Source organism: Ensifer sp. Root558 (assembly GCF_001427045.1).
Classification (GTDB): domain Bacteria; phylum Pseudomonadota; class Alphaproteobacteria; order Rhizobiales; family Rhizobiaceae; genus Ensifer; species Ensifer adhaerens.
The window spans coordinates 248,149-271,359 of sequence record NZ_LMGC01000012.1; the positions used below are offsets into that span (position 1 = coordinate 248,149).

At 63.2% G+C, this 23,211-nt stretch carries 25 protein-coding genes; 12 read left to right on the forward strand and 13 right to left on the reverse strand.

Translation table 11 applies throughout. The features are described from left to right. Nucleotides 1-199: 199 nt before the first annotated feature. The 6 genes from ASD63_RS14595 to dnaN all read right to left on the reverse strand — a co-directional run bounded on the left by ASD63_RS14595 (nucleotide 200) and on the right by dnaN (nucleotide 4,963). Complete coding sequence (locus ASD63_RS14595) at nucleotides 200-1,180, reverse strand: complex I NDUFA9 subunit family protein (RefSeq protein WP_034804481.1); 981 nt, start codon at nucleotides 1,178-1,180, stop codon at nucleotides 200-202. A 120-nt stretch (nucleotides 1,181-1,300) separates the two neighbouring features. Next, nucleotides 1,301-1,588, reverse strand: coding sequence for a DUF1330 domain-containing protein (locus ASD63_RS14600; protein ID WP_034804478.1), 288 nt, complete (start codon nucleotides 1,586-1,588; stop codon nucleotides 1,301-1,303). A gap of 115 nt (nucleotides 1,589-1,703) precedes the next feature. Beyond that, complete coding sequence (gene pyrF / locus ASD63_RS14605) at nucleotides 1,704-2,408, reverse strand: orotidine-5'-phosphate decarboxylase (RefSeq protein WP_034804475.1); 705 nt, start codon at nucleotides 2,406-2,408, stop codon at nucleotides 1,704-1,706. A 3-nt stretch (nucleotides 2,409-2,411) separates the two neighbouring features. Further along, a complete protein-coding gene (locus ASD63_RS14610) occupies nucleotides 2,412-2,999 on the reverse strand; it encodes a histidine phosphatase family protein (protein ID WP_034804471.1) in 588 nt (195 codons plus the stop codon). Nucleotides 3,000-3,003: 4 nt separating this feature from the next. Beyond that, nucleotides 3,004-3,606: a phospholipid N-methyltransferase PmtA gene (gene pmtA / locus ASD63_RS14615; protein WP_082572892.1), complete on the reverse strand. Its 603-nt coding sequence runs from the start codon at nucleotides 3,604-3,606 to the stop codon at nucleotides 3,004-3,006. Between the two features lie 238 nt (nucleotides 3,607-3,844). After that, nucleotides 3,845-4,963: a DNA polymerase III subunit beta gene (gene dnaN, locus ASD63_RS14620; protein WP_034804468.1), complete on the reverse strand. Its 1,119-nt coding sequence runs from the start codon at nucleotides 4,961-4,963 to the stop codon at nucleotides 3,845-3,847. Nucleotides 4,964-5,215: 252 nt separating this feature from the next. Here dnaN and rsmI point away from each other — a divergent pair, with 252 nt between their 5' ends. The 9 genes from rsmI (at nucleotide 5,216) to ASD63_RS14665 (ending at nucleotide 14,833) form a co-directional block, all read left to right on the forward strand. After that, a complete protein-coding gene (rsmI, locus tag ASD63_RS14625) occupies nucleotides 5,216-6,145 on the forward strand; it encodes a 16S rRNA (cytidine(1402)-2'-O)-methyltransferase (protein ID WP_034804465.1) in 930 nt (309 codons plus the stop codon). After that, nucleotides 6,135-6,503, forward strand: coding sequence for a YraN family protein (locus tag ASD63_RS14630; RefSeq protein WP_034804462.1), 369 nt, complete (start codon nucleotides 6,135-6,137; stop codon nucleotides 6,501-6,503). The genes rsmI and ASD63_RS14630 overlap by 11 nt, the downstream gene beginning before the upstream one ends. Nucleotides 6,504-6,663: 160 nt before the next feature. After that, nucleotides 6,664-7,962, forward strand: coding sequence for an extracellular solute-binding protein (locus ASD63_RS14635; RefSeq protein ID WP_029742937.1), 1,299 nt, complete (start codon nucleotides 6,664-6,666; stop codon nucleotides 7,960-7,962). A gap of 5 nt (nucleotides 7,963-7,967) precedes the next feature. Further along, nucleotides 7,968-8,972 carry an ABC transporter permease subunit gene (locus ASD63_RS14640; RefSeq protein ID WP_234798720.1) on the forward strand — a complete coding sequence of 335 codons (1,005 nt, stop codon included), beginning with the start codon at nucleotides 7,968-7,970 and terminating at the stop codon, nucleotides 8,970-8,972. 10 nt (nucleotides 8,973-8,982) lie between these two features. Beyond that, nucleotides 8,983-9,825 (forward strand): sn-glycerol-3-phosphate ABC transporter permease UgpE, encoded by an 843-nt coding sequence (gene ugpE / locus ASD63_RS14645; RefSeq protein ID WP_034804459.1) that lies wholly within the window; start codon nucleotides 8,983-8,985, stop codon nucleotides 9,823-9,825. 66 nt (nucleotides 9,826-9,891) lie between these two features. Next, nucleotides 9,892-11,004: a sn-glycerol-3-phosphate import ATP-binding protein UgpC gene (locus ASD63_RS14650; RefSeq protein WP_034804456.1), complete on the forward strand. Its 1,113-nt coding sequence runs from the start codon at nucleotides 9,892-9,894 to the stop codon at nucleotides 11,002-11,004. Next, nucleotides 11,001-11,990 carry an endonuclease gene (locus ASD63_RS14655; protein WP_034804453.1) on the forward strand — a complete coding sequence of 330 codons (990 nt, stop codon included), beginning with the start codon at nucleotides 11,001-11,003 and terminating at the stop codon, nucleotides 11,988-11,990. Before ASD63_RS14650 ends, ASD63_RS14655 begins: the two co-directional genes overlap by 4 nt. Nucleotides 11,991-12,137: 147 nt before the next feature. After that, complete coding sequence (gshB, locus tag ASD63_RS14660; protein WP_034804450.1) at nucleotides 12,138-13,085, forward strand: glutathione synthase; 948 nt, start codon at nucleotides 12,138-12,140, stop codon at nucleotides 13,083-13,085. A 215-nt stretch (nucleotides 13,086-13,300) separates the two neighbouring features. Beyond that, nucleotides 13,301-14,833 (forward strand): YifB family Mg chelatase-like AAA ATPase, encoded by a 1,533-nt coding sequence (locus ASD63_RS14665; protein ID WP_060529502.1) that lies wholly within the window; start codon nucleotides 13,301-13,303, stop codon nucleotides 14,831-14,833. Between the two features lie 68 nt (nucleotides 14,834-14,901). Here ASD63_RS14665 and cysK read toward each other — a convergent pair whose 3' ends face one another. Together cysK and ASD63_RS14675 are read right to left on the reverse strand one after the other, a co-directional pair. After that, nucleotides 14,902-15,870 carry a cysteine synthase A gene (cysK, locus tag ASD63_RS14670; protein WP_034797566.1) on the reverse strand — a complete coding sequence of 323 codons (969 nt, stop codon included), beginning with the start codon at nucleotides 15,868-15,870 and terminating at the stop codon, nucleotides 14,902-14,904. 137 nt (nucleotides 15,871-16,007) lie between these two features. Beyond that, a complete protein-coding gene (locus ASD63_RS14675; protein WP_034797564.1) occupies nucleotides 16,008-16,625 on the reverse strand; it encodes a LysE family translocator in 618 nt (205 codons plus the stop codon). Nucleotides 16,626-16,799: 174 nt separating this feature from the next. Here ASD63_RS14675 and ASD63_RS14680 point away from each other — a divergent pair, with 174 nt between their 5' ends. Next, complete coding sequence (locus ASD63_RS14680) at nucleotides 16,800-17,432, forward strand: LysE family translocator (protein WP_034797562.1); 633 nt, start codon at nucleotides 16,800-16,802, stop codon at nucleotides 17,430-17,432. Nucleotides 17,433-17,471: 39 nt separating this feature from the next. Here the strand turns inward: ASD63_RS14680 and ASD63_RS14685 are convergent, their stop codons facing one another. Together ASD63_RS14685 and ASD63_RS14690 are read right to left on the reverse strand one after the other, a co-directional pair. Beyond that, complete coding sequence (locus tag ASD63_RS14685; RefSeq protein ID WP_034797560.1) at nucleotides 17,472-17,777, reverse strand: NIPSNAP family protein; 306 nt, start codon at nucleotides 17,775-17,777, stop codon at nucleotides 17,472-17,474. Beyond that, complete coding sequence (locus tag ASD63_RS14690; RefSeq protein ID WP_034797558.1) at nucleotides 17,774-18,691, reverse strand: DMT family transporter; 918 nt, start codon at nucleotides 18,689-18,691, stop codon at nucleotides 17,774-17,776. Before ASD63_RS14690 ends, ASD63_RS14685 begins: the two co-directional genes overlap by 4 nt. A 130-nt stretch (nucleotides 18,692-18,821) precedes the next feature. Between ASD63_RS14690 and ASD63_RS14695 the strand changes: the two genes are divergently transcribed. Further along, the gene (locus tag ASD63_RS14695; RefSeq protein ID WP_034797556.1) at nucleotides 18,822-19,259 is read left to right on the forward strand and encodes an Lrp/AsnC family transcriptional regulator; all 438 of its coding nucleotides are present in this window, start codon (nucleotides 18,822-18,824) and stop codon (nucleotides 19,257-19,259) included. Nucleotides 19,260-19,301: 42 nt separating this feature from the next. On the opposite strand, the gene dut is transcribed toward ASD63_RS14695, so the two are convergent. Then, the gene (dut, locus tag ASD63_RS14700) at nucleotides 19,302-19,775 is read right to left on the reverse strand and encodes a dUTP diphosphatase (RefSeq protein WP_034797555.1); all 474 of its coding nucleotides are present in this window, start codon (nucleotides 19,773-19,775) and stop codon (nucleotides 19,302-19,304) included. A gap of 91 nt (nucleotides 19,776-19,866) precedes the next feature. On the opposite strand from dut, the gene ASD63_RS14705 reads away from it, so the two are divergent. Further along, on the forward strand, nucleotides 19,867-21,450 hold the full coding sequence (locus ASD63_RS14705) for a peptide chain release factor 3 (RefSeq protein ID WP_034797554.1): 1,584 nt from the start codon (nucleotides 19,867-19,869) through the stop codon (nucleotides 21,448-21,450). Nucleotides 21,451-21,525: 75 nt separating this feature from the next. On the opposite strand, the gene ASD63_RS14710 is transcribed toward ASD63_RS14705, so the two are convergent. Next, nucleotides 21,526-22,224, reverse strand: a complete 699-nt coding sequence (locus tag ASD63_RS14710) for a phenylalanine--tRNA ligase beta subunit-related protein (RefSeq protein ID WP_034797553.1) — start codon at nucleotides 22,222-22,224, stop codon at nucleotides 21,526-21,528. Nucleotides 22,225-22,257: 33 nt separating this feature from the next. Next, a complete protein-coding gene (locus ASD63_RS14715) occupies nucleotides 22,258-23,175 on the reverse strand; it encodes a DMT family transporter (RefSeq protein WP_034797551.1) in 918 nt (305 codons plus the stop codon). Nucleotides 23,176-23,211 lie beyond the last annotated feature (36 nt).

The window sequence follows — 23,211 nt, forward strand, 5'->3', positions numbered from 1 at the left end:
ATGCCTTGGGATCGGGGGCGCGAGGCGGTGTTTAGTTGGTGGATATGACATGATCAATATCAGGACATGTTGAATTTGCGGTAAATGCCAATCGCTTTTCCGACTGCGGCAGAACTGCAACGCTGTTACCGCAATACAACAGAAAACGGCCGCCGGTGGTTCCGGCGGCCGTTCAAAAAAATCGTTGGGCTGCTGCCGATCAGGCGGCGCGGCCGCTACGGGTGTACTGGCCCTGCGGGCGGTAGCGCACCAGATAGGTCGGCAGGATCGATTCCAGCATCGTCGGGTCGATGCCGATGCCGGAAAGTGTGCGGCCTTCCGATACGGCCTTTGTGGAGACGACATTGTCGGATTTCAGCAACACCACCTGGTCGGCGGTAAGCGGCGGCGTGACGAAGGGGATCAGAGACGAAACGCTGCCGATCAGAGACGCGACGCCGAAGGGCAGCGAGACGAGCGTGCGCTTGCGGTCGATCGTGTTGAGCATGATCTCGAGACAGTCGCGGAAGCTCAAGACGTCAGGGCCGCCGAGTTCGTAGATCTTGCCCTTGGCGATCGTGCCGTCGACGGCGCGGGCCACGGCTTCGGCGACGTCGGTCACGTAGACGGGCTGGAATTTCGTCTCGCCGCCGCCGATCAGCGGCAGGACCGGCGAGAAGCGGGCCATGTTGGCGAACTTGTTGAAGAAGCCGTCCTCTGGACCGAAGACGACCGATGGACGCAGGATGATCGCGTCAGGCTTGGTCTCAAGGATAGCGGCCTCGGCGCGGCCCTTGCTGCGGGCGTAGTTCGATGCAGAGGAGGCGTCGGCGCCGATGGCGGAGATATGGGTCAGCGTCGCGCCGACGCCGCGGGCCGCTTCAGCCACGGCACGGGCGCCGAAATCCTGGACCGCATCGAAGGTGTTGCGGCCGCTCTCGAACAGCACGCCGACGCAGTTGATGACGTGATCGGAGCCTTCAACGGCGCGGTCGACCGATTTACGGTAGCGCAGGTTCGCCTGAACGAAGGAGATCTGGCCGACATTGCCGAGCGGCTGGAGATGACCGGCAAGGTCCGGCCGGCGAACGGCGACGCGGATGCGATAGCCGCGTTTGGCGAGCGCGCGCACCACATGACGGCCGACGAACCCGGATCCGCCGAAAATCGTCACCAGCGGCGGAAGGTTGGACAAGGTCATGGGATGTGCACTCCTGATCGGATCGGAAAGAATTGATTGCTACATAGCCCAACAGCCGCGAGAGGTGAAGGCCAATCGACGCCTGCGTGCAGAGCCTGCTGAAGGTTGGGGGCGGTGGGATCAGACGCCTTCGACGACCACCATCTCGGCGTCGGCGACTTCCTGGCGGATCGCGGCGGCAATCTGGTACTCGGGAGAGTTATAACAGTCGATCGCCGCCTGCAGCGATGGAAATTCGATGACGACGTTGCGGGCGCGAACGCCACCCTCCAACCGATGATGCAGCCCGCCGCGTGCCAGAAAATTGGCGCCGTATTTCTCGAAGGCGGGCTTTGCGGCCGCTACATAGTCCTTGTAGCGCTCGGGGTCGCGGACATCGACCCGTGCGATCCAGTATCCCTTGGCCATATTGAGCTCCTCGTCTTGCAGCACGAAAGGCTGACGGGAGTGTTACTTCCGGCAAATTTGGGCCAAGGTCAAGCGGATCGACCGGGCGCGTTGGTCCGACGGGTGTCGCCCGGCATCAGCGCGCGAGCGCACCGTTCATTTCGGCAAGGATGGCGCGGGCAGCCGCAAGCGGCTCGGCGGCTGCGACGATTGGGCGCGCGACGACGAGATGGCTGGATCCGGCCTTGAGCGCCTCGGAGGGCGTCATCACCCGCTTCTGGTCGCCCTTGTCCGCGCCGGCCGGGCGAATGCCCGGGGTGACGAGTGCCATGTCCGGCCCGATGATCTTGCGCACTGCCGCCGATTCTTCCGCTGAGCAGACGATGCCGCCCATGCCGGCGGCGCGCGCCTGTTCGGCCCGGCGCAGCACCAGCGTGTGCGGATCGTATTCATAGCCGGCATCGATCACGTCCTGCTCGTCCATCGAGGTGAGCACGGTGACGCCGAGCAGGCAGAGGTCGGAGCCTTTCGCAGCCTCGACAGCCGCCTTCATCGCCTTCGGATAGGCGTGCAGGGTCAGCATCGACATGCCCATCTTGGCGATGTTCTCGACGCCCTTGGCCACCGTGTTGTCGATGTCGAGCAGCTTCATGTCGAGGAAGACGTTCTTGCCGCTTTTGGCCAGGTCGCGCGCGAATTCCAGGCCGCCGGCAAAGACCAACTGGTAGCCGATCTTGTAGAAGGAGACATCGTTGCCGAGCGTCGACACGATCTTCTCGGCATCCGCAATCGTCGGAAGGTCGAGGCCTACGATCAGTCTGTCGCGCGCGGTTTCGGTCATCGTCTAAATCCCCTGCCAGTGTTCCATCGGGGTCCAGTCGCATGCAACAGTCCGATCCGCAAGGCGGAAAGCGAAGACATTGCCGCCGCCACCACCCTTCTGGTCGGCTGCGCGCGAGATTGGCGCGCCGGTAAGGCGGCATTTCAGAAGTGTGCCGACGCCGCCATGGCCGACGAAGGCAATCGGGATTTTCGGATCGTGATCGCCGAGGATCCGAAAGACCGCGTTCGAGATGCGGCTCTGGGCATCGATCGCGCGCTCCCAGCCCTCGAAGCTTTCGGTGGGATTGGCGAAGAACCAGTCGGCCGCCTTCTCGAATTCCGGCGGCGGCAGGAAGCCGGTGGCCGAGCGATCGTTCTCGCCCATGTCGTGGTGGACCTCGATCGTCACGCCGGCCGCATCGGCCAAAAGTTGTGCCGTCTCGATCGCCTTGGTTTCGTCGCTCGAAACGATCCGTCCGAGCGAACGCACCCAGGGCAATCGGGCGGTGATGACCGCGCGTTCGCGGCCAACAGTGGAAAGTCCCCATTGCGGGACGGGCACGTCCGGATCGATCTGGACCTGCGGATGGGTGACGTAGACGCCGAACATCCCGTCAGTGCGCCCGGCGATAGACCCAGAGCTGCGCCGGCGGAATGTTGCGCACGACGAAGTCGAGATGCTGGATGCTGTAGCGGTCCGGCATGGCAACGACGGGCGACAAAGGCCCATAGGAAATCTGCACGACCGGCCGGCCGACCGGAACGCGCGACAGCAGATCGTCGATCAGTTCGACGCGGCGATGCATCGGGAAGTTCAGAAGCGGCACGGCAGAGACGACGCTGTCGAAGGTCTGGCCGTTGAGTTCGCCGAGCGTGTGTTCCAGATCGAAGGCGTCGCCGTTGATGAAGTTGACGCCGTTGAAGTTGGTCTTGAGCTGATTGTAGAAATCGGTCGAATACTCGATCGACACGAGATTGGACGGCTCAAGGCCACGTTCCAGGATCGCCTTGGTGATGACGCCGGTGCCGGGGCCGAGCTCAAGAACCGGAAGGCCTGAGGCCGGATTGATGACGCTCGCCATTCGGCGCGCTGTGACGGAGGAGGTCGGCAGGATCGCGCCGACGGCCTTGGCATTGCTCATCCATCCCTTGAAAAAGCGAATCTCTTCGTCGAACTTCCGTCCGAGCCGTTCCTTCACCTTCACGCGCAAATTCATTGAACCCCTCAAAACCGCTGTCCTCTCCTCGCACAGGCCGTCCGCTCAAAATTCCTCGCCCGGTGATTCGGGCCGGCCGCGGCGGCGGTGATCATAATGTGTCCCCATCTGCGGCAAAAACAAGTCTGTCTGCGCCTGAAAGCGTTCGCTTATCAACAGTCCGCAGATGCCGCGGCCAACAAAAAACCCGTCACGCGCGGGCGTGACGGGTTGGCATTTCGCGCCGCGTCAGGCCCGGCTACACGCGCATCGGCATGAGCACATAGAGCGCATCTTCAGCGGCCAGATCACGGACGAGCGTCGGCGAGCCCGGGTCTGCCAGCATGAAGATCGCATCGGTGCCGGTCAGCTGCGAAGTAATGTCGAGCAGGTACTTGGCGTTGAAGCCGATTTCGAGCGGATCGTGGTCGTAGCCGACGGGCAGTTCTTCCGTAGCACTGCCGGAATCGGGATTGTTGACCGTCAGCGTCATCTGGCCTTCGTTCAGCGCCAACTTGACGGCGCGGCCGCGCTCCGACGAGATCGTCGATACGCGATCGACCGCCTGGGCGAAGGACTGGCAATCGACGCGCAGTTCCTTGTCGTTGTTGGCTGGGATGACGCGCTGGTAGTCGGGGAAAGTGCCGTCGATCAGCTTCGAGGTCATGACGATCGAGCCGATCGTCAAGCGGATCTTGGCGTCCGAGACTTCGACGGTGACGACGAGTTCCGGGTTGTCGAGCAGCTTCTGCAATTCGCTGACGGTCTTGCGCGGGATGATGATGCCCGGCATGCCTTCGGAGCCGGATGGCGCCTCGACGTCGGCGCGCGCCAGGCGATGGCCGTCGGTTGCGACGGCGCGCAGTTTCAGCTCACCCTTGCTTTCGACCGTGTGTACGAAGATGCCGTTGAGATAGTAGCGGGTTTCCTCGGTCGAGATCGCAAACTGGGTGCGATCGATCAACATCTTGAGGTCGGTCGCCTTGAGGCGGAACGAATGCGAGAAGCTGCCGGCGGTCAGATCCGGGAAGTCGGATTGCGGCAGGCACTGCAGCGAGAACTTGGAACGGCCCGAGGCGACGGTCATCGCCGTGCCCTCGGCGTTGGTGGCGAGCAGCACTTCCGAACCGTCGGGCAGCTTGCGCACGATGTCGTAGAGCAGGTGCGCTGGCACGGTGGTCGCGCCCGCCTGCTCCACCTGGGCCGGGGTCGCCTCGGTGATTTCGAGGTCGAGGTCGGTCGCCTTCATTTCGAGGCTGGCGCCGTCGGAACGCAGGAGCACGTTCGAGAGGATCGGGATCGTGTTTCGCCGCTCCACCACGCGGTGCACGTGGTTCAGCGATTTCAGGAGGTTGGATCGCTCGAGAGTAATGCGCATGGGATGCCGCTTTCAACCATTGCCCGGCGGGCGAAACGTCCGCCTGAGCGTCAACTGCGAGTGCCCCGGCCGACCGACCGGATAGATGTGGACCGGCAAAATGGCAGAAAGAGCGCCCGGAAAGCAAGGGGTTTGAGGGCTTCTGTCCCCAGATGCGGCACGTAGGCCCGTCGTCTTGCCCTTGCTCTGCGATGGTGGCTCACTCATAAAGACCGGACAGACACATCGGTAAGCACGATCAGGACGTTACAGGTGGAAAAGCAAAAGACAGCGGAACCGGCGGGCGGACAGAGGGAGCGCAGCTACCGGCTGCACAATGTGAGCGTTCCGGCCCGCCCCCTTGATGCCGCGCTCTATCTGGTGGCAACCCCGATCGGGAATCTCGGCGATATCACGCTGCGCGCGCTGGAAACATTGGCCGGCGCCGATGTGCTTGCCTGTGAGGACACGCGGGTCACCCGTGTTCTGCTTGATCGATACGGCATCACCAATCGGCCCTACGCCTACCACGAGCACAATGCCGACGAGGCCGGTCCGCGGCTGCTGGCAGCGCTCGCCGAAGGGCGTTCGGTGGCACTCGTCTCTGATGCCGGCACGCCACTGGTCTCTGACCCCGGCTACCGCCTGGGGCAGCTTGCGATCGAGGCCGGACATCGCGTCGTGCCGATTCCCGGCGCCTCGGCGCCGCTTGCAGCCCTCGTCGGGTCCGGCCTGCCGAACGATGCTTTCCTCTTTGCCGGTTTCCTGCCGACCAAGGACAAGGCCAAACGCGATCGCCTCAGGGAACTCGCCGCCGTGCCGGCAACGATCCTGTTCTTCGAATCGCCGCACCGGATCGCTGCGACGGTTGCGGCGGCGGCCGACGTTTTGGGGGAAGGCAGGCGGGCGTCCGTCTGCCGCGAATTGACCAAGACCTTCGAGGAATTTCGCCGCGGCACGCTCGGCGAGCTTGCTGCTCATTATGAACAGGCGGGGCCGGTCAAGGGCGAGATCGTGCTCGTCATCGGCCCTCCCGATGCCGCGCCCGAACCGGAAGCGGCCGACGTCGACGCGCTGCTGCAAAGCCTGGTCGCCGACATGCCGACCGGCAAGGCGGCAACCGAAGCCGCCCGCCAGACGGGCCTGCCGCGCAAGGAACTCTATGACCGGCTGCTGCAGTTGAAGGAACGCAATGGCGACTGAGGCGGGTGATCGGCGGAAGCTGAAGGCACTCAGGCGGGGATACCTAGCCGAGTATCGCGCCGCACTCTGTCTCTTGCTCAAGGGCTACCGCATCGTCGCGATGCGCCATCGCACCAAGCTTGGCGAAATTGACATCATTGCCCGGCGCGGCGATCTCATCGCCTGCGTCGAGGTCAAGGCCCGTCGCTCGGCCGAAGACGACGTCTTCGCCGTGACGGCGACAGCGCAGAGGCGTATCCGTGCCGCGAGCGATCTTTGGCTGGCGAAACAGCCTGATTTCAACAGGCTTTCCGTGCGCTACGACATCGTCACCGTGACCCCTTGGGGCTGGCCGCGGCACCTGCCGGATGCGTTCTGAATCGGCGCATAATGAAGGGAAATGATTGCGTTGTTCCGCGGGTGCCCCTCATTGGAACATATTCTCGAATTTGTAATCGTTCCGACATAAAAGCGTTACGGGCCTGTCATTGAAGGTCACTAGTCCACTGCCATCCGCAACCCGGTGGAGAGGATTAGTCATGTTCAAGAAGTTTACGCTCGCAGCCCTTACCCTTGCATTTTCCGCGACCTCGTCGCTTGCCGCGACCAACATTACCTGGTGGCACGGCATGGCCGGCCGCAACGGCGAAGTCATCAATGAAGTTTCCAAGAAGTTCAATGAAGCCCAGAGCGCCTGCGCGCTGACCCCGGTTTCCAAGGGCACCTACGAGGAAGCGCTCGCTTCCGGTATCGCCGCTTTCCGCTCGGGTGAACAGCCGAACATCCTGCAGGTCTTCGACGCCGGTGCCGCCACGATCATCAACGCCAAGGGCGCGGTCATCCCGGCCGAAGACCTGATCATCAAGGCTGGTCACAACTTCGACCGCAACGCCTTCATCGATGGCGTGCGCTACTTCTACGCCGACAGCGAAGGCAAGTTCGTCGGCATGCCGTTCAATTCCTCCGCGCCGATCATGTACATCAACGACGAGGCCCTGAAGAAGGCCGGCGTCGAAGCGCCGAAGACCTGGGAAGAGTTCGAGGCCGTCGCCCCGAAGCTGAAGGAAGCCGGTTACATCCCGCTCGTCCAGTCGCAGCTCACCTGGCAGTTCACGGAGAACTTCTTCTCCCGCAACAACATCCAGTTCGCCACCAACAACAACGGCTACGACGCCGTCGTCGACACTGAGCTGAAGGTCACCGACCCGAACCTCGTCATGATGTTCGACAAGCTGAAGGCCTGGAAGGATGAAGGCTACTTCGCCTTCTACGGCGCCGGCTGGAACGACAACCAGAAGGTCTTCGAAGAAGGCAAGGCTGCGTTCTGGATCGGTTCGTCGGGTTCGTTCGGCGGCCTGCAGAAGACGGCGCAGATGCCGTTCTCGGCAACCTTCCTGCCCTATTGGGGCTCGATCAAGGGCGCCGGCACCAACTCCTTCATCGGCGGCGCGGCACTCTTTGCCATGTCCGGCAAGACGGATGAAGAAAACAAGTGCGTTGCCGACTTCTTCCAGTTCCTGACCTCGCCTGAGATCCAGTACTTCTACCACAAGGCCACCGGCTATGTGGCCATCACCAAGGCAGCCTACGAGCTTGCCCAGAAGGATGGCTACTACAAGGAGAAGCCGGTTGCCGAAGTCGGCATCAAGCAGCTGATGCTGCCGGCCGGCGACTGGTCGAAGGGCTACCGCCTCGGCTTCTACCCGCAGATCCGCGAAATCATGGAACGCGAATACGGCCGCATCTTCTCGGGCGAAACGACCGTCAAGGACGCGTTCGACACCATCGAGAAGGAAGGCAACGAGCTGCTCGCCCGTTTCGCCAAGACGGCCGGCTGATCTCGATGTCGACCGCGACAGATCTCCTCCCCGCAGCGCGGGGAGGGACCGGAACAAAGACCGGGGGGCGTCGCTTCGGCGCCTTCCGGATTTTCGGTGGCCAGTCGAATAGCGGAGGCGAAAGCGCTGCAAAGCGCGTGCAGTTCTCCTCGCCGTTCCTGCCATACCTCTTCCTCGCGCCGCAGCTCGCGATCATCTTCATCTTCTTCTACTGGCCGTCGGTTCAGGCGCTCCAGTCGTCGTTCTATCTTGAAGACCCCTTCGGTTTCGGCTCGACCTTCGTCGGGATGACCAATTATACCGACGTGCTGAAATCAGGCGAATATCTCGGCATTGTCCGTTTCACCGCCGTTTTCACGGCGTTGGTCACCTTCTTTGCGCTGTCGATCGGGCTGCTGCTCGCCGTCAAGGCCGATGGCGTCATCCGCGGCAACGCCGCCTATAAGACGCTGCTGATCTGGGTCTATGCCATTGCCCCGCCGGTCGCAGGCCTCATCGGCATGATGTTCTTCGACCAGCATATCGGCCCGATCGTCGAGCTTGCGCGCTGGTTCGGCTGGGACATCAAGGTTGGTCTGAACTACTTCGACACCGCCTTTTCCATGGTGGTCGTCTCGGTCTGGAAACAGATCCCCTACAATTTCATCTTCTTCCTCTCAGGGCTCCAGGGCATTCCGGTCTCGGTGCGGGAAGCTGCGGCGATCGACTGCCGCTCGGGCTTCCGCCGTTTCTGGACGGTGATCCTGCCGCTGCTCGCGCCGACCGCCTTCTTCCTTCTGATCATCAACGTCACCTATGCGCTGTTCGACACTTTCGGCGTCATCGACGTGATGGTGAAGGACAAGGCTGCCAACAACCCGATCACCCTTGTCTACAAGGTCTACATGGACGGTTTCCGCGGCAACGATCTCGGCGGCTCCTCGGCCCAGTCAGTGATCCTGATGCTGATCGTCTTCGTGCTCACCATCTTCCAGTTCCGCTTCATCGAGCGGCGCGTGCATTACAACTGAGGTGGGGCCGATGTATCGCACCAAGATTTTCGACCACATCATCCTGCTCTTCGGCGTCTTCATCATGGTGGCGCCCGTCGTCGTCGCCTTCATGACCTCGACGCACGAGGCGGCCGACATTCACCGCAACGGTCTCAGCCTCAGCTGGGGCGGCCATTTCGTCGAGACCTACCAGACGGTACTGACGCGCGAGGGCGGCTTCACCGGCAAGATCACCGGCTTCAACATGATGCTGAACTCGATGATCCTCGGCCTGGGTTTCGCCGTCGGCAAGATCGTGCTGTCGATGCTGGCGGCCTATGCGCTCGTCTATTTCCGCTTTCCGCTCGCGACCTTCTTCTTCTGGGTGATCTTCACCACCCTGCTTCTGCCACTCGAAGTGCGCATCCTTCCTTCCTATGAAGTGATGAACACGCTGAAGCTGACCAACACCTATACCGGCCTGATCGTGCCGCTTCTCGCCTCGGCGACGGGCACCTTCTACTTCCGGCAGTTCTTCAAGTCGGTGCCGGACGAGTTGCTGGAGGCCGCGCGCATCGACGGCGCCGGCCCCTTCAAGTTCTTCATCGACGTACTGGTGCCGCTCTCGCGCACGATGATGGCGGCGATCTTCATCATCATGTTCGTCTACGGTTGGAACCAGTATCTCTGGCCCACCCTGATGACCACCGACGAAGGCTTCTTCACCCTGGTGCGCGGCATCAAGCAGATCCTGCTCGTCTGGGTCGGCTCGAACATCCCCGACTATAACGAGGCCTTTGCGCTGGCGATTCTCGCCATGCTGCCGCCGGTCATGATCGTCGTGATCTTCCAGCGCTGGTTCATCAAGGGCCTGACGGAAAGCGACAAGTAAACGGGGTCGTGGCGGGACAAAAGTCCCGCCCGCTCCTGAAACGACATCAATCTTACGGAGGCAGCCATGGCGGCCATTACCATCGCCGAGGTCTCGAAGATCTATCACGGCAATGTCGAGGCGGTGAAATCCGTCTCGATCGATATCGAGGACGGCGAATTCATCGTGCTGGTCGGCCCGTCCGGCTGCGGCAAGTCCACGCTTCTGCGCATGGTCGCGGGGCTGGAGACGATTTCGAAGGGCACGGTGACGATCGGCTCACGCGTGATCAACGAGGTCGATCCGGCCGAGCGCGACATCGCCATGGTCTTCCAGAACTACGCGCTCTATCCGCACATGACCGTCTACGAAAACCTCGCTTACGGCCTGAAGAACCGCAAGACGCCGAAGGCCGAGATCGACGCCCGCGTCGCAGAAGCCGCTCGCATGCTGGAGATCGAGCCCTATCTTACCCGCAAGCCCCGTGCGCTCTCGGGCGGCCAGCGCCAGCGCGTCGCCATGGGCCGCGCCATCGTGCGCAAGCCGGCGGCCTTCCTCTTCGACGAGCCGCTCTCCAATCTCGACGCCAAGCTGCGCGTCTCCATGCGCGGCGAGATCAAACGCCTGCAGAAGCGCCTCGGCACGACCTCGCTCTACGTCACCCACGACCAGCTCGAGGCGATGACCCTTGCAGACCGTCTGGTGGTGCTGAATGGCGGTCGCATCGAACAGATCGGCCGTCCGCTCGACGTCTATCACCGCCCGGCCTCAACCTTCGTCGCCAGCTTCATCGGCTCGCCGGCGATGAACCTGATCAAGGGTGTGATCGAAGGCGGCAACCTGCAGATCGGTCTCTACAGGATCGCGCTTGGCGACCGTGCGCCGGTCGAAGGCCCGGTCACGGTTGGGCTTCGCGCCGAAGATCTCAAGCTCGCCGGCGTCGGCGAGGACGCCATGCTGTTCCAGGTCGACTATGTCGAGGAACTGGGCGCGCAGCGGCTCGTGCACGGCACCATCGAGAGCCAGGCGCTCACCATCGCGCTGTCTCCGGAGACGCCACTTTCGGGTGATCTTGCAGTGACGATCGCCGTCGACCGTCTGCACTTCTTCTCGACCGAGACCGGCAAGCGGCTGGAGCGCGGCACGTCGTTTGCCAATGAAGCGCCGGTTGCAGCGCCACGCCTGGAGACCGCATCGTGATCTCCAAGACCGTCGAGCAGCTTGCCGTTCCTTCGCTTGAAACGCGCGCCAGCTTTGCCGAGATCGTGCGCACCATTGCCGCCCATGACGCAGCCATGGCCGCACGGCCGGAGATGAACAGCGTGGAGGTCGGCGGCACACCGGCCTCCGATACGCCGCTCGCCTTCCCGTTCACCGTTGCTGCCTGGAACCTGGAGCGCTGCCTGTTTCCGGCCGAAAGCGCCGCCCATCTCGCCGCGACGAACGCGCCGGTCGTCCTTCTTTCAGAAATGGACAACGGCATGGCCCGCACCGGCCAGCGTCACCCGACCGCCGAAGTCGCCGAAACACTCGGCATGCACTATGCGTATGGCATCGAGTTCATCGAGATGGGTCTCGGCTCCGATACGGAGCGTGAGTTCTGTGAGGACGAATTCAACGCCAAGGGGTTCCATGGCAATGCGCTGATGGCTGCGGTGCCGTTCTCCCGGCCCTTCATGTTGCGCCTATGGGGCGGACGCCTCTGGTTCACCGATGGCGAGCAGCCGCGCCTTGGCGAGCGCTGTGCGATCGGCGCCGTCATCGAGACGGAAGCCGGACCCTTCGTCGCCGTCTCCACCCATCTCGAGAGTGCGACGACTGCCGTCTACCGAGAGCGCCAGGTCAAGGAATTGATCGATGCACTCGACGAGACTTTCCCCGGCCTGCCGGTGATGATCGGTGGCGATCTCAATACCGGCAACCATGCCGGCGGCGATTTCGAGGCCGAAGGGCTGTTTGCCATGAGCGCCATCAGAGGCTTTACCCGCCATGGTGGGCCGCTCGACGTGATGACCACGCGGCCGAGCCTGATCACCCGCTGGCCAGAGCGGGCGATGAAGCTCGACTGGTTCCTGTCGCGCGGGCTGAAGATCGGCGAGACCACGATCATTCCTTCGCTTGACGAAACCGGCCGGCCGCTTTCGGATCACGATCTCATCACCTGCGTGATCGAAGGCTTCGAATAGGCTCGCCTCTCCTTGCCTAAGGCCCGCCCGCATTCTACATGTCGAGGGCTTTGCCAGTGCGGCAGAGGGCAGCGGTTTTCCCGTCCTCATTCGCTCCGGCGGTTTGAAATCGATCACGCTAAGCGTGATCCATGAGGGAATGGGTAGATGGCGAAAATCGTCAATGTCGGGGTCCAGATGGACCATGTGTCGGGCATCAACATTGCGGGTGACTCCACCTTCGCCATGAGCCTCGAGGCACAGTCGCGCGGCTATCGCCTCTTCCACTATACGCCGGAAAAGCTGTCGCTGCGCGACGGCAAGGTCTATGCGAGCGTGCAGCCGATGACGCTGCGCGACGTCAAGGGCGACCACTTCACGCTTGGCGAAGCCGAGCGCGTGGATCTTTCGACCATGGACGTCATCCTGCTGCGCCAGGACCCGCCCTTCGACATGGCCTACATTACCTCGACGCACCTTTTGGAACGCCTGCATCCGAAGACGCTGGTCGTCAATGATCCCGCCTGGGTGCGCAATTCGCCGGAGAAGATCTTCGTCACCGAATTCGCCGACCTGATGCCGAAGACGCTGATCACCCGCGACCCCGCTGAGATCTCCAGCTTCCGCCAGGAAATGGGCGACATCATCCTGAAGCCGCTCTACGGCAACGGCGGCGCCGGCGTGTTCCACTCGACCCGCGACGACCGCAACATGTCCTCTCTGCTCGAAATGTTCGGCCAGATGTTCCGCGAGCCCTTCATCGCCCAGGAATACCTGCCGGCGGTGCGCAAGGGCGACAAGCGCATCCTGCTCGTCGACGGCGAGCCGGTCGGCGCCATCAACCGCGTTCCGGCAGACCACGACGCCCGCTCCAACATGCATGCTGGCGGCCGGCCTGAGCCGACCGAACTGACGGCGCGTGAGAAGGAAATCTGCGCCCGCATCGCGCCTGCGCTGAAGGAGCGCGGCTTCCTCTTCGTCGGCATCGACGTTATCGGCGACTACATGACCGAGATCAACGTGACGTCGCCGACCGGCATCCGCGAAGTGAAGAAGTTCGGCGGCGCCGATGTCGCGAGCCTGCTCTGGGATGCGATCGAGCGCAAGCGCGCCTGATCAAGATCTCGGCCTAGGATCCATCTCGGGTCGATGGCGCTTGCCGCGGGCCTACGCCCGCGGCCGTTTGCCGAAGCGTCCCGGATACACACCCGCGCCTCCTCAAATGTTCCGTTATTGTTCTTGTTTTTGTGCGCGAGCCGTGCAAGGCTTCTGCCTGCAACCCTGGGCGGTTGTGGCGCCCGATAACTGGGCTGCCTGGGCGAGGGGCAAGCATGGTCGCGCGCGTCAGCACGGTCGCATTTCAGGGTATCGAGGGCCTGCCTGTCGATGTGCAGGTGATGGTCGCGCCGGGCAAGGTCGGCATGCAGATCGTCGGCCTGCCGGACAAGGCCGTCGCCGAAAGCCGCGAGCGGGTGCAGGCCGCCCTTCATGCTTCAGGTCTGGCGCTGCCGGCCAAGCGCGTGACCGTCAATCTTGCGCCCGCTGACCTTCCCAAGGAAGGCAGCCATTTCGACCTGGCGATCGCACTCGGCCTGATGGCAGCCCTCGGCGCCATTCCCGGCGATGTGTTGGCGCCTTATGTGGTGATCGGTGAGCTCAATCTCGATGGCACCATCGCTGCCGTTGCCGGCGCGCTTCCCGCCGCGATCGGTGCCAATGCGCTCGGCAAGGGTCTGATCTGCCCGGCCGAAAGCGGACCCGAGGCGGCGTGGGCCGGGGCCGAGATCGACATTCTGGCGCCCCGCAGCCTGATCGCAATCGCCAACCATTTCCGCGGTACGCAGGTGCTTTCGCGACCCGAGGCCGCGATCCGCTCAGGCGCATCTAACCTGCCCGATCTCGCCGATATCAAGGGTCAGGAAAGCGCCAAGCGGGCGCTCGAAGTGGCGGCCGCCGGCAACCACAATCTGCTGATGGTCGGCCCGCCCGGCTCGGGCAAGTCGATGCTCGCTGCCCGCCTGCCGTCGATCCTGCCGCCGCTCAACCCGGCCGAGCTCCTCGAAGTGTCGATGATCCATTCGATCGCCGGGCAGCTTCCGGGCGGCAAGCTCTCGGACCGGCCGCCGTTCCGCACGCCGCATCATTCCGCGACGATGGCCGCCATGGTTGGTGGCGGCTTGCGTGCCAAGCCCGGCGAGGCGTCGCTTGCGCACAACGGCGTACTGTTTCTCGACGAGTTTCCGGAATTCTCGCCGCAGGTGCTCGACGCGCTGCGCCAGCCGCTTGAAACCGCCGAATGCATCATCGCCCGCGCCAACCACCGCGTCAGCTATCCCGCCGCGATCCAGCTTGTCGCGGCCATGAACCCCTGCCGCTGCGGCATGGCCGGCGAACCCGGCCGCAGCTGCGCCCGTGGACCGCGCTGCATGTCCGACTATCAGGCGCGCATTTCTGGTCCGCTGATGGACCGCATCGATATCCGCATCGACGTGCCGGCCGTCAGCGCCGCCGATCTCCTGAAGCCCGCCGCAGCCGAAAGCAGTGAGGTCGTTGCCCGTCGCGTCGCCCGTGCCCGGGCGCTGCAGATCGATCGTTTCGCCGCCCTCGGACATCCAGAGCTGACAAGCAATGCCCGCGCGTCGACCTCGATGATCGAGAAGATCGCAGCACCCGATGCGGCCGGCCTGCAGCTTCTCCGGGACGCCGCCGAAAAGATGAAATTCTCCGCCCGCGGCTACCATCGTGTGCTGAAGGTGGCGCGCACGCTTGCGGACCTCGATGGTGCGTCGACGGTCGGCCGAATCCATCTCGCCGAGGCGATTTCCTATCGGATCGCCGGGGAACGCTTGCCCGTCGCCGCATAGCGGCGTGCCTGGAAAAAAAAAGGGCGCCTCGTGGGCGCCCTTTCCGATCAGAAGTTATCCCAGCCTGATCAGCCGCCCAGGCCATCGAACAGCACCGTCGAGAGGTAGCGTTCGGCAAAGGACGGGATGATGACGACGATGGTCTTGCCGGCATTTTCCTCGCGCTGGCCGACCTCGATTGCCGCGGTTAGAGCGGCACCGGCGGAGATGCCGACCGGCACGCCTTCGAGCTTGGCGACAAGGCGGGCGGCCTCGATCGCTTCCGCGCTGTTGACCGTGACGATCTCGTCATAGACCGTGGTGTCGAGGATCGCCGGCGCAAAGCCTGCGCCGATGCCCTGGATCTTGTGCGGCCCGGGATTGCCACCGGACAGAACCGGAGATTCCTCCGGCTCGACGGCGATTACCTTGATCGAAGGCTTGCGCGCCTTCAGCACCTGGCCGGCGCCGGTAATCGTGCCGCCGGTGCCGATGCCGGAGACGAAAATGTCGACAGCGCCGTCCGTGTCGTTCCAGATTTCTTCGGCCGTCGTCTTGCGGTGAATTTCCGGGTTGGCCGGGTTTTCGAACTGCTGTGGGATGATGGCGTCCGGCAGTGTCTCGACCAGTTCCTGCGCCTTGGCGATCGCGCCCTTCATGCCCTTGGCGCCTTCGGTCAGCACCAGCTCGGCGCCGAGCAGCGCCAGCATCTTGCGCCGCTCGACCGACATGGTCTCCGGCATCGTCAGGATCAGCTTGTAGCCCTTGGCGGCCGCGACGAAGGCGAGCGCGATGCCGGTATTGCCGGAGGTCGGCTCCACCAGCGTCGTGCGGCCGGGCGTAATCTTGCCCTGCGCTTCCAGGCTCTCGATCATCGCCACACCGATACGGTCCTTGACCGAGGCGATCGGGTTGAAGAATTCAAGCTTGGCGAGCAGGTTCGCCTTGACGCCCTTTTCCTTGGCAAGCTTGTCCAGCCGCACGATGGGCGTGTCGCCGATCGTTTCCGTGATCGAGGAATAGACGCGGCCGCGGCCGGGCTTGCGTGTGTCGGACATGGGTTTCTCCCTTGGGCGTAAATTGTCGAGCTATGAGAATAGGAACAATGATCGCGCAATTCCAGAACGACAAACACCGCGCAGCGATCCGCCGAAGGAAAAACCACTGGCGAAGTCGTTGTTCGGGAAAAGTTTTTTCAGCTGGCGCGAACCGCGATATAGGCCGCCGTGCCGGCAAGCACGCTGGCCGCAACCCGGTTCAGCGCTTTCAGGGCCTTCGGTTGCTTGAGCAGCAGACGCGCACGCGAGGCGAGCAGCATATAGGGTACGAGAACGCTCAAGAGCACCAGAAAGGTGGCGGTCAGGAGCAGGCCGTAGTCGCCGGGTCCGATCGCCCGAATGTCGATCAGCGTCGGCACGAGCGCCACGTAAAACAGCATCGTCTTCGGATTGCCGAGCGTGATCAGCAGGCCGGACAGAAAGGACATGGCCGAACTCGTCGACGGCTTCGCCTTGATGTCCTCCGGCAGCAGCCCTGCGCTCCACAGCTTCCACGCGATGTAGCCGAGGTAGAGGACGCCGGCAAACTTCACCACCAGGAAGGCTGTGGTGAAGGTCTGGGCAATCAGCGCCAGCCCGAGGATGACCGCGGTTAGATAGATCATGTCGCCGAGCGCGATGCCGAGGCCCATGAAGAAGGTTTCGCGGAAACCGGAGCCGAGCGCGCGCGCAACCAGCGCCGTCACGCCGGGGCCTGGAATGGCTGCGGCGATGAAGAGCGCGCCGCTATAGGCGATGAGGGCCGCGAGCGTCATGGAACGTCCTTCCGAAGATGATGCCGATTTCTACCTCAAGCGACTGAAAAAGCAAATCACCGAACTGCGACCGGCGGGCGTCCGCTGAAGAAATTGACCGGGTGACAAGTCTGGCGTTGTCCGCTGGTGCGAAATGCGTAGAGCTTGGCGAAAACGAGCGAAAGGCGCCTCTCCATGCCCGAGTTGAAGGATATGATCGGCTTTGCCCTCCTGGCCCTTGGCATGGTGCTGACGCCAGGCCCGAACATGATCTACCTGATCTCGCGCTCGATCAGCCAGGGGCCGGGCGCCGGCTTGATTTCGCTCGGCGGCGTGGCGCTCGGCTTCGTCGTCTATATGGTCTCGGCGGCACTCGGTATCACAGCGCTGCTTCTGGCCGTGCCACTCGCCTATGATGCGCTTCGCATCGCCGGTGCAGCCTACCTTCTCTATCTCGCCTGGCAGGCGGTCAGGCCCGGTGGACGCTCGCCCTTTCAGGTCAAGAACCTGCCGAAGGATGGGCCGAAGAAGCTGTTCGTCATGGGCTTCCTGACCAGCCTGCTCAATCCCAAGGTAGCGGTGCTCTATCTCTCGTTGCTGCCGCAGTTCATCCGGCCGGAGCTCGGCAACGTGCTCGGCCAGTCGCTGGTCTTCGGCTCGATCCAGATCGCGACCAGCGTCACCGTCAACGCCATGATCGCGCTCGCCGCCAGCGGCATCGCCGCTTTTCTTGCCGGGCGGCCGTTGTTCATGGTGGTGCAGCGCTGGGCGATGGGGACGGCGCTCTTCGGCTTTGCGCTGAGCATGGCCTCGGAAGCGCGGCGCTAACGCGCGCTTGCCGATGCCGCCCTCAACCCCGGAGCTGGCTTACTCGAAAACCGGTCGCATGAAGCTGCGCTCGTAGCTGAGGATGCAGCGCGTCTTCTCGGCATAGGCGAAGGCGTCCTGGCATTCCGGATCCGCGGCCATTTCCCGGCGGTAGTTTTCATAGTCGGCAAGGGTCGGAAAGCTGAAGAGCGCCAGGGCGATGTTGTTCGCCCCTTCATGCGGCAGGAAGTAGCCGTGATGCGTGCCGCCCAGCCGATTGACGAGCGGGATCCAGAGCTTGGCGTAATGTTCGAACTCGGCCGCCTTGTAGGGGTCGATAATGTATTTCAGGTAGCAGGTGATCATGCAGTTCTCCCTTCGCGTTCCCGCTTCCTGATAGAAGAGGGAAGGCGAAGTTTCCAGCCGAGAGTCATTCCGGCGGCGGCAACGAGGATCGCGACGGAGCCGGCGATCTGGATCGGCTGCAACTGGTGCCCGAAGGCGAGGCGGTCCACCACAATGGCGGCAATCGGATAGATGAAGGAAAGCGCCCCGGTCATGTGCGTCGGCAGCCGCTGGATCGCGCCGTAGAGCAGCACATACATCAGCCCGGTGTGGATGACGCCGAGGGTCAGGACGATCGACCATTGCGTTGCACCTGACGGGGCGGGTGCGGCAAGCGCCATCGGTGCCAGCATCACGGTGCCGGTGATCACCTGGATCAGCGCAATCAGATGCGGCGGCGTGCCCTTGAGCAGCTTGGTCGCAATCGCCGCGATCGCGTAGAAGAAGGCAGCACCGATCGAAAGGGCCACGCCGATCAGATAATCTTCAGGCGCGAAGCCTTGGCCGGGCTTGGCCGAAATGATCGCGAGCATGCCGGCAAACGACACCAGGAGCCAGAAGATCTTGGTGACGGTGATCTTTTCGCCGAGGAACACGGCGCCGAGGCCCAAGAGCATGAAGGGCTGGGTGTTATAGACCATCGTCGCGATCGAGATCGATGCGTGGGAATAGGCGGCGAAGAGCAGCAGCCAGTTGACCACGATCGCGATGCCGCCGATGACCGAAAGCAGCAGCATCCGTCGGCTGAAGTGGCGACGGTCGAGAAGTCCGAGCGCCCAGGCAATGGCAACGAGCGTTATGGTCCCGAAGACGCAGCGCCAGAACACCACGCTCGTCACCGGCTGCCCCGACATCAGCACGAACCAGCCGATGGTGCCGGATATCAGCATCGCTGCCGTCATCTCGATGCTGCCGCGTTTGAGCTCGGTATTCATGATTTCTGCTCCTATTGGTGATCGCAGAATAGCCGGTGCTCATGGCCTTTCCCATAGATGAACGAAGGCAATTGTGCTAGGTTGCCTAATTATCGAAGTTCTGTTTGTTGTTGTGACTTATGGTGTCGTGATGCTGGACGAGATTGACCGACGAATCCTCGACATACTGGCCGCCAATGCTCGGGTGTCGCTGAAGGAGCTGGCGCAGGAGGCCGGGCTCTCGTCGCCGAGCGCTGCGGATCGGCTCCGCAAGCTGGAAGAGCGCGGCGTCCTCGACGGTTTCACAATCGCCCTCAACCCCGCCAAGGTCGGCTACCCGCTGCAGGCGGTAATCCGCGTGCGACCGATGCCGGGCATGCTGCACATCGTCGAGCGGCTGATCCAGGAGACGCCGGAATTCGTCGAATGTGACAAGGTCACAGGCGACGACTGCTTCATCGCCAAGCTCTACGTGCGTGACATGGCGCAGCTCGACATGATCCTCGACCGGATCGCCGAGAAGGCGCAGACCAACACCTCGATTGTCAAGTCGACACCGGTCAAGCGCCGCCTGCCGCCTTTGGTTTAAAAGCAATCCCAGGAAAAGTGCGAAGGGGTCGCCGTCGGTCGATCAGACGCCGGTCGAGCCGAAGCCGCCGGCGCCGCGTGCCGTCTCGCTTGCGCCGTCGGCCTCGCGAACCGTGACCTGCGTGACCGGTGCGATCACCATCTGGGCGATGCGCATGCCGCGCTCGATGATGAACTCCTCGTCGCCGAGATTGACGAGCAGCACCTTCACTTCACCGCGATAGTCGCTGTCGATCGTACCGGGCGTGTTGAGGCAGGTGATGCCGTGCTTGAAGGCGAGGCCAGAGCGCGGGCGGATCTGCGCCTCGTAGCCGGCGGGCACTTCGAAAATGAAGCCGGTCGGAACGAGGGCGCGCTTGCCGGGGGTGAGCATCAGCGGGCGATCGGCGGGGACGCCCGCGCGCAAATCCATGCCGGCGGCGCCTGCGGTCTCGTAGGCCGGAAGCTCCAGGCCTTCGCCGTGCGGCAGACGAACGAGGTTGAGGGTCGGGCGGGATAGGGAAGTGTGCGTGCTCATGCCCGCATAAGCCGGGCCACGGGCGCCTCGGTCAATTGCATAATCGGGGCCGAGCCTGTAAAGGACGCGGCAACTCACAGGATTTTACGACATGGCTGAAACTCTCGCCGAGGCGGTCTCCCGCCGCCGCACATTTGCGATTATCGCCCACCCGGACGCCGGTAAGACCACGCTCACGGAAAAGTTGCTGCTGTTCGGCGGTGCCATCCAGCTCGCCGGTGAGGTCAAGGCCAAGAAGGACCGCATCCAGACCCGTTCGGACTGGATGAAGATCGAGCGCGAGCGCGGCATCTCGGTCGTCACCTCGGTGATGACCTTCGAGTATGGCGGCAACGTCTTCAACATTCTCGATACGCCCGGTCACGAAGACTTCGCCGATGACACCTATCGCACGCTGACGGCGGTGGATGCGGCCGTCATGGTCATCGACGCCGCCAAGGGTATCGAACCGCGCACTCTAAAGCTCTTCGAAGTCTGCCGCATGCGCGACATCCCGATCATCACCTTCGTCAACAAGATGGACCGCGAAAGCCGCGATCCCTTCGAGATCCTGGATGAGGTCGAGGAGAAGCTGGCGCTCGACTGCGCGCCGGTGACCTGGCCGATCGGCCGCTCGAAGACTTTCTGCGGGTCCTACAACCTCGCCGACAACACCGTGCGCGGTTCGGACACGCAGGAAATCCCGACCAAGGTCAACGGCCCGGAAATGGCCTCCCATCGCCTGCCGGAAAACGAGCGCGACGCCTTTACCGAAGAGCTGATGCTGGCGATCGAGGCCTGCAAGCCCTTCGACAAGAAGGCCTTCCTCGAAGGCCATCTGACCCCGGTCTTTTTCGGCTCGGCGCTGCGCAACTTCGGTGTGCGCGATCTCATCAATGCGCTTGGCGACATCGCCCCGCCACCGCGCGACCAGGTAGCGGATATCCGCACGGTGCATGCGACCGACGACAAGATGACGGCCTTCGTCTTCAAGATCCAGGCCAACATGGACCCGAACCATCGCGACCGCATCGCCTTTGCGCGCGTCTGCTCCGGCAAGCTCGAGCGCGGCATGAAGGCGCGCCTGTCGCGCACCGGCAAGCAGCTTGGCCTCAGCGCCCCGCAGTTCTTCTTCGCCTCGCAGCGCCAACTCGCCGACACGGCTTACGCCGGCGACGTCGTCGGCATCCCGAACCACGGCACGCTCCGTATCGGCGACACGCTGACGGAGGGCGAGCCGCTGGTGTTCCAGGGCGTGCCGAACTTCTCGCCGGAAATCCTGCGCCGCGTGCGGCTCGAGGATGCGATGAAGGCGAAGAAGCTGAAAGAGGCGTTGCAGCAGATGGCGGAAGAAGGCGTCGTGCAGCTCTTCTCGCCGGAAGACGGTTCGCCGGCGATCGTCGGCGTCGTCGGTGCGCTGCAGCTCGACGTGTTGAAGGAGCGCCTCAGTGCCGAATACGGCCTGCCGGTTTCGTTCGAAATGTCGCGCTTCTCTGTCTGCCGCTGGATTTCGTCCGACCAGCCGGCCGAACTCGACAAGTTCGTCACGGCCCGTCGTGGCGACATCGCCCGCGATCTCGATGGCGACCCGGTGTTCCTGGCGCAGGACAGCTTCTCGCTGCGCTACGAAGCCGAGCGCTATCCGGCGATCAAGATGGTCGCGATCAAGGAATATCACGTCGCCAAGGCGGCCTGATTGTCCTGTGTCCGGCCGGTGCCCAGGCATCGGCCGGTCTCGCGGCGCTCAAACGCCGTTTTCTGAACGAAATCCCTAAACCGAAAAATCGAAACGCGGCGACGAACGATCGAGCATGGCGATGCTCGGGCGGGCACCCCAGGTCTGTTCGATTGCCTGCGAAAGTGCTGTGAGCAGGCGTTCGGTGTCCTCGCATGCCGTCTTGTGCAGCGCTTCCGCCACGATCAGCGCATGCGTCGTCTGCGGCCGGGTGGCCGAAAGACCGCTCTGCCGGTTGGTCCAGCGCCGGGCATGCGCCCGCCCCTCGGCATCGGCGAAGATCACTTCGCCTGGTTCGGGGCTCTCCGTTTCTCCTGAGAACGTCAGATAGCGTTCGCTGCCGGCCGCCCGGCGGACGTGCAGAAAACCGCTGACGTGGGAGAGGTCGAAGACGGCGATCGGAATGGCGAAGGCGAGCGAAGCGGCGTTGCAAAGATCGATCAGCGGATGGATCGACGGCAGGTCGCCTTCCTTGCGGAAGCGGCGAAGCAAGGCTTCGGCTGCCGAGCGGTATTGTGTCGGCTTCAATCCCATCTTGGCAAAGGTCCGGCGCCACGCCTGGATCTCGGGCAGGTCGCTTTCCGAACCCGCGCCGAGACGATCATTTGCGCTCGCCTGGAACTGGCGAACATGGTCCTCGACCGAGACGCCGCCATTTATGCCATCGATGAAAAGCGCGCCGGCGCTCAGCTCCGGGAAATCGCGCCAGATGTCGTCTGCGTGCTGGAAGTGCATGGAAGTCCTCGAATTGGATGCGTTCATTCTGGTTCAAACCTCCGCGACCGGAAAGGCGCGTGCCGTCCTTCGGCCGGCGAGGATCTGGGGTAGGGTCAGGCCGAGGACGGCGGCGAGCACGCAGCCGATCCCAAGCAATTGAGGGGCGCCGACCGGCTCGTCGAGCAGGAGAAAGGCGAAGGCGACGGCTGAAACGGGCGCCAGCGCCGTGAAGACGGAGGCCTCGGTGCCGCTTACTTTGGCCGATCCCGCATACCAGAGCAGGAAGCCGGCAACGGTCGGGATGAGGGCGTAGTAGAGAACCGCAACGATTGCGCCCCTGTCGATCTCGGCCGTCGCATGCGTCTCGAAGAGCGCAGGGATGATGGCGACCGCGAAGCCGAGGCCGGCCATCAGCGTCGAAAGAGCCAGCGGCGAGATCTCCGTCTTCACGCGCTTGTTGAGAAGGATGAACAGGCCTTCGCATATGACGGCGCCAAAGATGAGGGCGATGCCGAGCGGCGAATGGGTGCCGCCTTCGCCGGGCTTGAAGACGATGGTCAGCACGCCGGCTGCGGCAAGTGCGATCGCCGCAAGCACTTTGCGGTCCGGGCGCTCGCCGAGAAGAAGGATGGCGATGGCGGCGGAAACCACCGGCAGCGTACCGATCACCACGCCGGCATCGGTTGCCGAGGTCAGGCTGAGGCCGGCGATCAAAAGCGTCGTATAGCCGACGCTGCCAGCGCCGGCTTGGGCGATGAGGAGAAGCCAGTCGCGGCCCTTAAGTTTCGGCCATGACGTCCTGGTGAGCCACATCAACAGCAGGAAGAGCGGGAAGGCGACGGCGAAGCGCAGCGCGGTGGCCGTGAACGGTGGCAGGCCCGTCGCGATGATCTTGCTGGCGATCACCGTACTACCGACGAGGATCATCGCCAGCGACAGATAGAGATAGCCTTGAAATTTTCCCAACATGTCCGTTCTCCGTTGCTCCGCCGCGCTTGTCGCTGC